Origin of the sequence: Mesorhizobium sp. B2-4-17 (genome assembly GCF_006441275.1) — a bacterium.
Taxonomy (GTDB): Bacteria; Pseudomonadota; Alphaproteobacteria; order Rhizobiales; family Rhizobiaceae; genus Mesorhizobium.
Genome location: NZ_VFUX01000059.1, coordinates 1 through 11735 on the forward strand (window position 1 = coordinate 1; position 11735 = coordinate 11735).

General features: G+C 63.9%; 13 protein-coding genes. 7 read left to right on the top strand and 6 right to left on the bottom strand.

The window, feature by feature from the left end; genetic code table 11:
* Nucleotides 1-250 precede the first annotated feature (250 nt).
* Nucleotides 251-754: a protein-export chaperone SecB gene (secB, locus tag FJ548_RS29145; protein ID WP_140613437.1), complete on the bottom strand. Its 504-nt coding sequence runs from the start codon at nucleotides 752-754 to the stop codon at nucleotides 251-253.
* Nucleotides 755-1088: 334 nt separating this feature from the next.
* Nucleotides 1089-1589 (bottom strand): FxsA family protein, encoded by a 501-nt coding sequence (locus FJ548_RS29150; protein ID WP_140779711.1) that lies wholly within the window; start codon nucleotides 1587-1589, stop codon nucleotides 1089-1091.
* Nucleotides 1590-1804: 215 nt separating this feature from the next.
* On the opposite strand from FJ548_RS29150, the gene FJ548_RS29155 reads away from it, so the two are divergent.
* The 4 genes from FJ548_RS29155 (at nucleotide 1805) to FJ548_RS29170 (ending at nucleotide 4660) form a co-directional block, all read left to right on the top strand.
* Nucleotides 1805-2512 carry a Tim44/TimA family putative adaptor protein gene (locus FJ548_RS29155; RefSeq protein WP_140779713.1) on the top strand — a complete coding sequence of 236 codons (708 nt, stop codon included), beginning with the start codon at nucleotides 1805-1807 and terminating at the stop codon, nucleotides 2510-2512.
* Between the two features lie 129 nt (nucleotides 2513-2641).
* Nucleotides 2642-3757, top strand: a complete 1116-nt coding sequence (locus tag FJ548_RS29160; protein WP_140779715.1) for a murein transglycosylase A — start codon at nucleotides 2642-2644, stop codon at nucleotides 3755-3757.
* The gene (locus FJ548_RS29165) at nucleotides 3754-4281 is read left to right on the top strand and encodes a Smr/MutS family protein (protein ID WP_140779717.1); all 528 of its coding nucleotides are present in this window, start codon (nucleotides 3754-3756) and stop codon (nucleotides 4279-4281) included. The genes FJ548_RS29160 and FJ548_RS29165 overlap by 4 nt, the downstream gene beginning before the upstream one ends.
* Before the next feature lie 10 nt (nucleotides 4282-4291).
* A complete protein-coding gene (locus tag FJ548_RS29170; protein WP_140613432.1) occupies nucleotides 4292-4660 on the top strand; it encodes a helix-turn-helix transcriptional regulator in 369 nt (122 codons plus the stop codon).
* An 82-nt stretch (nucleotides 4661-4742) separates the two neighbouring features.
* On the opposite strand, the gene FJ548_RS29175 is transcribed toward FJ548_RS29170, so the two are convergent.
* The 4 genes from FJ548_RS29175 to FJ548_RS29190 all read right to left on the bottom strand — a co-directional run bounded on the left by FJ548_RS29175 (nucleotide 4743) and on the right by FJ548_RS29190 (nucleotide 8069).
* On the bottom strand, nucleotides 4743-4994 hold the full coding sequence (locus FJ548_RS29175) for a hypothetical protein (protein WP_140613431.1): 252 nt from the start codon (nucleotides 4992-4994) through the stop codon (nucleotides 4743-4745).
* Between the two features lie 409 nt (nucleotides 4995-5403).
* On the bottom strand, nucleotides 5404-6021 hold the full coding sequence (locus tag FJ548_RS29180; protein ID WP_140613430.1) for a transglutaminase-like cysteine peptidase: 618 nt from the start codon (nucleotides 6019-6021) through the stop codon (nucleotides 5404-5406).
* 169 nt (nucleotides 6022-6190) lie between these two features.
* Nucleotides 6191-7468 (bottom strand): polyhydroxyalkanoate depolymerase, encoded by a 1278-nt coding sequence (locus tag FJ548_RS29185; RefSeq protein WP_140613429.1) that lies wholly within the window; start codon nucleotides 7466-7468, stop codon nucleotides 6191-6193.
* A gap of 232 nt (nucleotides 7469-7700) precedes the next feature.
* The gene (locus tag FJ548_RS29190; RefSeq protein WP_140613428.1) at nucleotides 7701-8069 is read right to left on the bottom strand and encodes a septal ring lytic transglycosylase RlpA family protein; all 369 of its coding nucleotides are present in this window, start codon (nucleotides 8067-8069) and stop codon (nucleotides 7701-7703) included.
* A gap of 309 nt (nucleotides 8070-8378) precedes the next feature.
* Between FJ548_RS29190 and FJ548_RS30115 the strand changes: the two genes are divergently transcribed.
* From FJ548_RS30115 to FJ548_RS29205, 3 genes are all read left to right on the top strand, one after another.
* Complete coding sequence (locus FJ548_RS30115; RefSeq protein ID WP_181168944.1) at nucleotides 8379-8564, top strand: hypothetical protein; 186 nt, start codon at nucleotides 8379-8381, stop codon at nucleotides 8562-8564.
* A gap of 272 nt (nucleotides 8565-8836) precedes the next feature.
* On the top strand, nucleotides 8837-10279 hold the full coding sequence (locus tag FJ548_RS29200) for a pyridoxal-phosphate dependent enzyme (RefSeq protein ID WP_140697587.1): 1443 nt from the start codon (nucleotides 8837-8839) through the stop codon (nucleotides 10277-10279).
* Nucleotides 10276-11457: a PLP-dependent aspartate aminotransferase family protein gene (locus FJ548_RS29205; RefSeq protein WP_140779719.1), complete on the top strand. Its 1182-nt coding sequence runs from the start codon at nucleotides 10276-10278 to the stop codon at nucleotides 11455-11457. Before FJ548_RS29200 ends, FJ548_RS29205 begins: the two co-directional genes overlap by 4 nt.
* The last annotated feature ends 278 nt before the right edge of the window (nucleotides 11458-11735 follow it).

The following is an 11735-nucleotide window of genomic DNA, read 5'->3' on the forward strand; positions in this document are numbered from 1 at the left end:
GTCATCCTCGGGCGGAGCGGGAGCGAAGCGGACGCGCAGACCCGAGGATCCATGCCGTGACATCGGCCGGGGAGCGCGGCGAGCGGAATTCTGGACCGTGGCGACGCATTGGAGTCCCGGCATGGATCCTAGGGTCTGCGCCGCGTCGCTTCGCTCCTTGCTGCGCCCTAGGATGACGAAGGGACGGGGTGGCACTAACAAAAAACCCGGCGAGAGGCCGGGTTTTTCGGGACATGCCGTCAGCCGAGCCTCAGCTCACCTGGGTCTTGGAGGCGGCGGCCTGGTCTTCGGCGATCTTCTGCTGGAACATCTGCGCGAAATCGATCGGGTCGAGCATCAGCGGCGGGAAGCCGCCATTGCGGGTCGCTTCGGCGATGATCTGGCGGGCGAAGGGGAACAGCAGGCGCGGGCATTCGATGAACAGGATCGGCAGCATGTGCTCCTGCGGGAAGCCCGAAATGGCGAAGACGCCGCCATAGACCAGCTCGACGTTGAACAGCACTTCCTGGTCGAAGGAGGCCTTGGCGTTCAGCGTCAAATTGACGTCGAACTGCTTGTCGGAGAGCGGATTGGCGTTGACGTTGACATTGATGGCGATGCCGGGAGCCTTGTCGCGGCCGCGCAGCGAATTCGGCGCGCCGGGGCTTTCGAAGGAGAGGTCCTTAACATATTGGGCCAGGACGTTGAGCGAGGGCTGCGTCGCGTTGCCGTTTCCGTTGGCGGCGCCGGCGGGCGCGTCATCATTGCTGGCCATGAGCCTGATATCCTTTTGCCTGGGCAGCGTTGCTGACCGAATTGAAATCGGGCGTTCGCTACCATGGCCGGCATGACAAGACAAGGTTTGCGGCCTTGCTTCTCACCTCGTCATCCCAGGGCGAAGCAGCCGCGCAGCGGCGTCGCGGAGACCCTGGGATCCATGCCGTGACCGTGGCCAAGGAATACGGCGGCTCGATCCTCACAACGGCGCGGCAGGGTGGATATCTTCCACCGTAGCGGCGTTCAGAGATCGCGGCATGGATCCTGGGGTCTGCGCAAGTCGCTTCGCTCCTTGCTCCGCCCCAGGATGACGAAGCGTAGGATAGGCCCACCTAGTCGTCCTTCAGCCGCCGCCAGGGCGAGTTGTGATCGGGGCCGCGCTTCAGATCGTCCTCGCGCGAATAGTCGGCGTCGTCGAGGTCGATGACCCTGTCGCGCGGCCGGCCGCGGAAGCCGCCTGGCGAAAAGTTGGTGGCCACGACGATGCGGCCCTTGAACCTGCTCCAGGCAAGGTCGCGCACCGGCGGCAGGAACAGCAGCAGGCCGATAATGTCAGTGATGAAGCCGGGGATGATCAAAAGGATCGCGGCGACCACGATCATGGCGCCATGGGCAAGCTGGCGGCTGGGGTCGCGGCCGGCATCCATCTCGGCGCGGATGCGGGCCATGACGCCAAAACCCTGGTGCCTCAGCAGCAAAACGCCGGCAAGGCTGGAGGCGACCACCAGGCCGACCGTCGCCAGGGCGCCGACCTCGCGGCCGACGATGACGAAACCGGCGATTTCCAGCAGCGGAAGCGCGAGGAGGAAGAGGGGTAGCAAGGAGATGCGCAAGTCTTGCCAACCTTTTCTGTCGTTTGGCCGTTTCGATTGTTTTGGCCGTTGGCGACCAATCGCCGCTGGCCCTGGGGCTGTTAGATAGGTATGCCTGCCTTTAATTTGAATGATTGCGCCTTGCGTTCTATATGCTTTGGATATTGAACGCTATGCGACCGTGGGCTCCGGGCCGGGCGGTCCGGCCAAGAGACAGGGATTGATTGGCGGAAGATATGGGTTTCTTCGACTTCGGCACGATTTTCTTCCTGATCGCGGCGGTGGTGATCTTCTTCCAGCTGCGCAATGTGCTGGGCCGTCGGACCGGTAGCGAGCGGCCGCCCTTCGATCCCTACACGGCGGCGCGCACCGACAAGGACGCCACGCAGAAGCCTGAAAATGTCGTTTCGCTGCCGCGCAAGCGGCTGCCCGGCGAGCCGGCGCCGGCCGACGCCTATGCCGCGATCGATGCCTTCGCCAAGCCCGACACCGATCTCAACAAGGGCCTGCGCGCGATCAAGGACAATGACCCGTCCTTCGACCCGAAGGGTTTCGTCGACGGCGCCAAGATGGCCTATGAGATGATCGTCATGGCCTATGCCGACGGCGACCGAAAGACGCTGAAGAATCTCCTGTCGCGCGAGGTCTATGACGGCTTCGTCGCCGCGATCAGCGAACGCGAGGCCAAGTCGGAGAAGATCCAGTCTTCCTTCGTCGGCATCGACAAGGCCGACATCGTCTCGGCCGAGATGAAGGGCGGCGAGGCGCATGTGACGCTGCGCATCATCAGCGAGCTGATCTCGGCGACGCGTGACAAGGCAGGCACCGTCATCGACGGCGATCCCGAAACCGTGGCCGAGGTGAAGGATGTCTGGACCTTCGCCCGCGACACGCGCTCGCGCGATCCGAACTGGAAGCTCGTCGCCACCGAAGAAGAAGACTGAGCCCCCGATGCATGTCGCCCAAAAGTGCGAAGCGGTTTTGGGGCAACGGCATGCATCAGAACCTGGGCTTGAAGCGCGTCGCATGACGCTCTTCGAGCCCAACGTCCTTTAGACAGGCGGCGGGCTCCGGTGTCGCTATCGCCTTCCTTCGCGGCAAAGTCCTTTGACGATCTTCCCGGCTGGGCCGACGACGACCATCTGCCGGCCTTCGAGGCTTTTCGCCGGTCCGCCTTCCATGCGTCGGTAAAACCCTATCGCAGCGGCGCGCTCGGCGTTGATTTCGGTGCCTTCGCCGAGGCCTATGCCGAAGCGCGCGGTGTCTCTTGCGCCAGCCGATCGGAAGCCCGCGCCTTCTTCGAACGCCATTTCGTCCCCATGCTGGTTGTCCCAACGCTGGTTGGGGCCGAGACCGGCGCCGGGCTCGTCACCGGCTTCTACGAACCGCAAGTCGAGGCCTCGCCGGTGCGGACGGCGCGTTTCGTCGTGCCGCTGCTTTCGCGGCCGGCCGATCTCGCCGATGTCGACGACGCCAACCGGCCGCCCGGAATGGACCCCTATCTCGCTTTCGCGCGCCGGAGGGCGGACGGGCTAGCGGAATATTTCGACCGTGGCGCGATCGAGCGCGGCGCGCTTTCCGGCCAGGGGCTGGAGATCGCCTGGCTGGCCGACAAGGTCGATGCCTTCTTCATCCATGTGCAAGGGGCGGCGCGGCTTGCCATGACCGACGGCCGGCTTTGCCGCGTCACCTACGCCGCCAAATCCGGCCAGCGTTTCACCGGGCCCGGCAAGATTTTGAGCCAAACAGGTGAAATCCCGCTGGCTGATGTGACGATGCAGTCGATCCGCGCCTGGTTCAAGGCGCATCCGGAGCGCATCGACGAGATCCTGTGGCGGAACCGCTCCTACATCTTCTTCCGCGAGGCGGATGTGGAGGACGCCGCACTCGGCCCGATCGCCGCCGCCAAGGTGCCGCTGACGCCGGGCCGCTCGGTCGCGGTCGACCGGCTGCTGCACACATTCGGCGCACCTTTCTACATCGACGCACCGACGCTCACCGCTTTCGAGGGGAAACCGTTCCGGCGGCTGATGATCGCGCAGGACACCGGCTCGGCCATTACCGGACCGGCGCGCGGCGATCTGTTCGCCGGTTCGGGCGATGCCGCTGGCGAGATCGCCGGCGTGGTGCGCAATGCCGCCGATTTCTATGCGCTGGTGCCGCGCGCGCTGGCAGGAAGCGCATCATGAGCAGGCGCCCCGACAAGCTCAGCGAGGACGACCGGGTGCTGTGGAACCTGGTGGCGCGCACGGCCAAGCCGCTGAAGGGCCGGGCGGCGGTCGACATTCCCGACATGACGGCTAATGCCAGGCCGGCGACGCCACAAGCGGCCCAGCCCGCCGCCAATGCAGCGGCGGCCAAGCCGAAGGCCCAGCATGTCACGCACCGGCTCGATGAGCCGACGCTCGACAAATTATCAAAAGGCCGGCTGCCGATCGAGGGCCGCGTCGACCTGCACGGCATGACCCAGGACGAGGCTTATTCGCTGCTGTTCTCGTTCCTGCACCGGGCGCATGCCGGCGGCGTCCGCTATGTGCTGGTCATCACGGGCAAGGGATCCTCCTCAGGCGGTGACGGCGTCTTGCGGCGCGCGGTGCCCGCCTGGCTGGCGACGCCCGCTTTCCGGCCGCTGGTCTCCAGCCATGACCACGCCGCCCGCAACCATGGCGGGTCCGGCGCGCTTTATGTGCGGCTGCGGCGGGTGCGGCCGTGAGGACGGTTTCGTGACGCCGTTGGGCGAGCGGTTGCGGGCGCTGCGGAAAGAGCGCGGCGTCAGCCAGAAGGACATGGCGGCGGCGATCGGCGTCAGCGCCGCCTATCTGTCGGCGCTCGAGCATGGCAGGCGCGGCGCGCCGACCTGGACGCTGATCCAGAAGATCATCGGTTATTTCAACATCATCTGGGACGACGCCGAGGAACTGGCGCGGCTGGCCGAAGCCTCGCACCCGCGCGTAAAACTCGACACGTCGGGTCTAAGTCCCGCCGCCACCGAGCTTGCCAATCTGCTGGCCGAGAACATCGAGAAGCTCGACGAAGCGGAACTGCGCCGCATCACCGCGTCGATCCGCAAGGCGCTGGGCCAGCTGAAGTAACTGGTTTTCATCAGGATTCCGGGCGTTCCGCTCATTGCAAGACAATGCTCGCCGGCGGCATCCAGCGGGCATTGTGGCGAGATCAATACTTGCCGGCCGTGCTGCCGTTGGGGTTGCCGCCATTGGTGCCCGGGCGGCCATTGTCATGATGGTCGCGGCCGTTGCCGCCGCCCAGGCAGTCCGAGGCGCCTGCAGTGCCACAACAACGGCCGGCCCAAAGGTCATTGAGCGTGGTCTTGACGCAGCTCGTGTCGGTCTGACCAGCCAGAGCGGATCCGGTCAGGGCCGATACCGCGACGGCTGCGAGAAGGGTATTGCGCAGGAAAGCAGTCATTTGAAATCTCCATGGTTTGTTCTGTCGTCCACGGCTGTGTGTCGCCGGGCGGGACAAATTGGTTCACGGAGATGCGAGAAAATTTTCGGGAGGGCCCCAAAGGGAGCGGTGAGTCAAAGGCAGTGCGGCTATGGCAGAGGCCCAAGAGATTGGCGGAAGCCTCCACGGTTTCGTCATCCACGGGCGGAGCGGGAGCGAAGCGGACGCGCAGACCCGAGGATCCATGCCGCGACCTGCGAGCTCCGCAGCGGCGCAGAATGTAGTGATATAGCCGCGCCTGTTCCTAGGCCGCCGTGTTCAATGTTGGTGTCACGGCATGGATCCTGGGGTCTCCGCGACGTCGCTTCGCGACTGCTGCGCCCTAGGATGACGAAGGGCTGGGGTGGCGCCGCTCAAGCGGTTCCGGCCCTTACTCCACCGACCCCACCAAAACCTGCTGGTCGTCGCGGATCGAGACCCAGCGGCCGGTATTGTCGATCGCCTGCCGCTTGAGGAAGCGGTAGCCGGTCTGGTCCCAGGGCTTGATCTTGTCGTTCAGATTGTCGAGCACGTAGTCGCCCCTGTCGGTGCGCACCGTCAGCACGGCGTGGCCTTCGCCGTCGGGCTTGCGCACGACTGTTATCAACAGATCGGCAAGCGACATGCCCATGCGGGCGAGCTGGCGCCGCTTTTCCAGCACATAGTCCTCGCAGTCGCCGACGCCCTTGTCGGGATAGGCCCAGACCTCGTCCTTGCCGTAGACATCCATGTCGCTCATCGGCTTGACGGCGGCATTGACCCTGGTGGTGACGTTGACCAGCTTGCGCATCAACCCGTCGGTCAGGATTGCCGGCGCCAGATCGGCCGGCCGGATCGAGCACTCGCCGGGATTGAGCTTGCAGAAATCGTAGTGGCCGATCGGCTGCGAGGTAAAGCCCCCGGTCGCCATTGCTCCAGCCGCCAAAGCCGGTGCCACCCAGCCTCCCGCCATTGCCAGCCCGGCTGCCACGCACGCGCGCAGCCCTCGCGCCATCGTTGAGGAGTTCATTGTCCCCGCTCGCCCTGTTGTTAACGAAAAGTTAACGGCGATTTACAGTCCGTGTCAATCAAGACGCCGGTCCGATTTGCAAGCATGGTTACCCGCAGGCAGGGACAGCGCCTATTATGCAACAGAACAGGATCGGGCGCCGATACCGCCAGACTTTTCCAGGAATTGCCTATCGCTTGGCCGTGCGGACCAGCTTCGGCTTCACCGCAACCCGGTTCTGGCGGCCGTAACTGGTGATGAAGTCGACGATGCGCGGCACGATTTCGGAGCGGAAACGCGAGCCGTTGAAGACGCCGTAATGGCCGACCGCCGGCTGCATATAGTGGGCCTTCTTGTCGGCCGGAATGTTGACGCACAGATCCTGCGCGGCCTTGGTCTGGCCAAGGCCCGATATGTCGTCGTTCTCGCCCTCGACCGTGAACAGGGCGACGTTGCGGATCGCGGACGGATCGATCCTGGTGCCGCGATGCGTCATCTCGCCCTTGGGCAAGGCATGGCGCACGAAGACGGTGTCGACGGTCTGCAGGTAGAACTCCGCCGTCAGATCCATCACCGCCAGATATTCGTCATAGAAGTCGCGGTGCTTTTCGGCGCTGTCGCCATCAAACTTCACAAGGTGCATGAAGAAGTCCTTGTGGGCGATGATGTGACGGTCGAGGTTCATGCTCATGAAGCCGGAGAGCTGCAGGAAGCCGGGATAGACCTCGCGGCCGAAGCCCGGCACCGGCCAGGGCGCGCGCATGATCACGTTGTCGCGGAACCAGCCGATGCCTTTTTCCTCGGCCAGCAGATTGACCGCTGTCGGGTTGCGGCGCGTGTCGATCGGCCCGCCCATCAGGGTCATGGTCGAAGGGACGAAGGGGTCGCCCTTCGTCTCCATCAGCGCCACGGCCGCAAGCACCGGCACGGAAGGCTGGCACACCGCCATCACATGCGTATCCGGGCCCAGCGTGTGCAGCATGTCGATGACATAGTCGATATAGTCATCGAGATCGAAGCTGCCGTCGGCCAGCGGCACCATGCGGGCGTCGACCCAGTCCGTGATGTGGACATCGGCATAAGGCAGCATCGCCTCCACCGTGCCGCGCAGCAGCGTGGCATAGTGGCCCGACATCGGCGCCACGATGAGAAGCTTCGGGTCCGCCCGGCGGCCGGCCGGGACGGCACGCTCGAAACGAACGAGATTGCAGAACGGCTTCGACCAGATGGTCCTTTCGGTGACCTCGACGCTTTTCCAATCGACGACGGTCTTGCCCAGGCCGAAGGCCGGCTTGCCGTAGCGGCGGGTGGTGCGTTCGAACAGCTCGGCGCCCGCCGCGACCGAACGGCCCCAGGGCGTGTGCGAAAACGGGTTGAGCGGGTTGGAGTAGAACATCCGCACCGCATCGGCATAAAGCCGCGCCGGCTGCAGAGCCGCGTGATTCAATTCATAGAGCTGGTAAAACATCAAAAACCCCGCTGCTGCCTCGACCGAAAGGGACGACGAGCAGCGCCGAGCCTCAAATGTCTCGCGGCGAGGTTAACAACTAATTGCTGCGATGCAATACGTCACTTGGCGTGACCAATGGTTCTTTCGTCCAAGGTGTTGAAAACCCGACCGGAACGGCGGAGCCGGCTCAATGTGTGTCGCGAAGTGTGTAGGAAATGTGTCCGGCCCCTCATGCCGGACACAGGAAACATCAAACGCGTGCCATGCAGATCGCGGTCTGGCCGGAGCCGATGAAGCCGAGCTGGCTGGCGGCGCCCTTCGACAGATCGAGCACGCGACCCCTGATGAACGGACCACGATCGTTGATGCGGACCACGACGCTACGGCCGTTGTTCTTGTTGGTGACCCGCAGCTTGGTGCCGAAAGGCAAGGTGCGGTGGGCGGCGGTCAGGGCAGAGGGATTCATGCGCTCGCCCGATGCGGTCCGCGAATGCAGCGCGTACCATGAGGCACGGCCACACTGGCCGGCCGACGCGGTCGCCGAAGTGGCGGAAGCGCCGACCATCAGGCCAGCAGCGAGCGTTACCGCGACAAGCGCGGTTTGTTTGTTGGTCTTCATATTTGGGGGATGGCTCCGTTTTTGACAGACGCCAGCCGTTAAGTGCCGAATAAGGCGGGAAATACGGCAGCGATCTGGCGGTTCCATGGCGGGAGCACACGTTTGGAGTCACCAGGTAACAGTCTGTCATGGATTTTCCGGCGGCCCGATAATCAAATCCGATGATCTTCCAACCGACATCGGAGATCCGTTTTACAAGATCCGCGATTATTCTCCAAGTAGAAACCGGCAAGATTTGCCCACTTCCTTCGGCTCATTCATCCGCGCCACGGCGCCGCAATCGATCGACTGGGAAAGCGAGACCCGTCAATGAGACTGACCAAAAATCTGCTAGCCTTGATTGTGCTCGCCATCGGCGCGCTGTGGTCGCTGCAAGGCATCGGAGTGGTCGGCGGCAGCTTCATGACCGGCCAGTCGCAATGGCTCTATATCGGCCTCGCCGCGATGCTGGTCGGCCTGGCCGGGTTGGTGTGGGCGAACCGCCCGCGCGGCTGAGCCGCTCACTCCTTGTCTTCAAGATCGCCATCCGCGTGCAGTGCGCGCGGCTGAGCAGGCGCTTGCCTGGGTAAGCTGATTTCCTTCGGAAGCTGGAGGGACGGCACGGCAACGCGACAGCGCGCCTCTGCAACATCTTCCAAGCTGGAACATCATTCCCCGTCTGGCCGGGTGATTGGCATGATCTATCTTCTTTCCCGCGACAAACGGCTGGAAAAGAGGCTACGCTGCCGCTCCGCTCTTGGGCGGCCGCTTGATCATGGAGCATCGATATGAGCGAGCACGAGATCGCCGCGTCTGGCAGGGTTTCCCCGGAAAGCGCACCGTCCCGCCTGCTGCCGCCCTACAGATCGGTTCTCGACCTGATCGGCCAGACGCCGGTGGTCGAGCTGACCAGATTCGATACCGGCAAGTGCCGGCTGTTCATCAAGCTCGAAAGCCAGAATCCCGGCGGTTCGATCAAGGACCGCATCGCGCTGTCGATGATCGCGGCGGCCGAGAAAGAGGGCATGCTGAAGCCAGGCGGCACCATCGTCGAGGCGACCGCCGGCAATACCGGCCTTGGCCTCGCCCAGGTCGGCATTCCCAAGGGATACCGCATCATCCTGGTGGTGCCCGACAAGATGTCGCGCGAAAAGATCCAGCATCTGCGCGCGCTCGGCGCGGAAGTGCGCATGACGCGCTCCGATGTCGGCAAGGGGCATCCCGAATATTATCAGGACATGGCCGAGAAGATCGCGGGAGAGCTGCCCGGCGCCTTCTACGCCAACCAGTTCGCCAACCCGGCCAACCCGCTGGCGCATGAGACGACGACCGGCCCCGAAATCTTTTCGCAGCTCGACGGCAATGTCGACGCGGTGGTGGTCGGCGTCGGCTCCGGCGGCACGCTGACCGGGCTCGGCCGCTACTTCGCCGAGGTCTCGCCGAAGACCGAGATGGTGCTCGCCGATCCCGTCGGTTCCGTGCTGGCGCCGCTGATCAAGACCGGCAAGATGGAAGAGGCCGGCAGCTGGACCGTCGAAGGCATCGGCGAGGATTTCGTGCCGCCCAATGCCGACCTGTCGCTGGTGAAGAAGGCCTATTCCGTCAGCGACAAGCAGAGCATGCTGGCGGTGCGCGATCTCCTGTCCCGGGAAGGCATTCTGGCCGGCTCGTCGTCCGGCACGCTGCTGTCCGCCGCCCTGCGCTATTGCCGCGAGCAGACATCGCCCAAGCGTGTGGTCACCTTCGTCTGCGACAGCGGCAACAAATATCTGTCGAAAGTGTTCGACGATATCTGGCTGGCCGAGCAAGGTCTCGCCGATCATGAACAGCATGGCGACCTGCGCGACCTCGTTATGCGCTCGCCCCGCACCGGCGATATCGTCTATGTCGGCCCCGACGAAAGCCTGCTCAACGCCTATGGCCGCATGCGCCGTTCCGATGTGTCGCAGCTGCCGGTGCTCGATGAGGGCAAGCTGATCGGCATCGTCGACGAAAGCGATATACTGGCTCATGTCGACGGCCCCTATGACGGGCGCTGGGAGCGCTTCAACGGCCCGGTGCGGACCGCCATGACCTCCAATCTGCACACGCTGCAGGCGAGCCAGACCCTGGATGCGCTGCTGCCGGTGTTCGACCGCAACGAGGTCGCCATCATCTTCGACGGCGACGAGTTCGTCGGCCTGATAACCCGCATCGACCTGATCAACCATCTGAGGCGCCGCGCGAAATGACATCGACAAGACCACCATTGGGCAAAAACCGCCTGGCCTTCTCCACCCGCACCATCCATGGCGGCCAGAGCCACGATCCGCTGACCGGTGCGGTGATGGTGCCGATCTACGCCACCTCCACCTATGGCCAGCAGTCGCCCGGCGTGCACAAGGGGTTCGAGTATGCCCGCAGCCAGAACCCGACGCGCTTTGCCTTCGAGCGCGCGATGGCCGACCTCGAAAGCGGTTCGGCCGCCTTCGCCTTCGCCTCCGGCCTGGCGGCGATCTCGACCGTGCTGGAGCTGCTCGATTCCGGCGCCCACGTCGTCGCCACCGACGACATCTATGGCGGCTCATTCCGGCTGATGGAGCGGGTGCGCAAGCGCTCGGCCAATTTGCAGGTCAGCTTTGTCGACTTCACCGACCTTGCGGCGGTGGAGGCCGCGATCCGCCCCGAAACCAAACTGCTCTGGGTGGAAACGCCGACAAACCCGCTGCTGCGCATCGTCGACCTTGAAGGCGTCGCGGCGCTCGCCAGGCGCAAGGGCATCCTGTCGGTCGCCGACAACACGTTCTGCAGCCCCTATATCCAGCGGCCGCTGGAACTCGGCATCGACATCGTGGTCCATTCGACGACCAAATATCTCAACGGTCACTCCGACATGGTCGGCGGCGTGGCTGTCGTCGGCGACAACAAGGATCTCGCCGACCGGCTGAAGTTTCTTCAGAACGCCATCGGCGCGATTTCGGGCCCGTTCGACAGCTTTCTGGCGCTGCGTGGCTTGAAGACGCTGGCACTCAGGATGGAGCGCCACTCGTTTAACGGCCTGAAGATCGCACAATGGCTGGAAGCGCGAAAAGATGTGCGCCGCGTCATCTATCCCGGCCTCGGCAGCCACCCTCAGCATGCCATCGCCGTCCAGCAGATGCATGCCTTCGGCGGCATGATCACCGCCGTGCTCGACCGCGACCTCGCCGGCACAAAGCGCTTCCTCGAGCGCACGCAGCTGTTCACGCTCGCCGAAAGCCTCGGTGGCGTGGAGAGCCTGATCGAGCACCCGGCGCTGATGACGCATGGCTCGATCCCGGCCGAGAAACGCGACGAGATCGGCATATCGGATTCGCTGGTGCGGCTGTCGGCGGGGATCGAGAACGCGGACGATCTGATCGCGGATCTGGAACAGGCGCTGGGGGGTTGAACGGCGAGTGGCGTGCAAGCACCGGGAGGCTGGTATTCTTCGGCCGACGTCGCGGCATGGATCCTAGGGTCTGCGCCGCGTCGCTGCGCTCCTTGCTTCGCCCTAGGATGACGAAGACAAAAACAGCCAAGCCAATCGCGGATGTTTTAAGTTTGGCGGTTGCATTTTGAAGACTTTGCGATTGGCTGAAACAAACCTCACTTCGTCATCCTAGGGCGGAGCAGGAGCGGAGCTCCGTCGCGAAGACCCTAGGTGTTTAGTCCCGGCATTTGATGGAC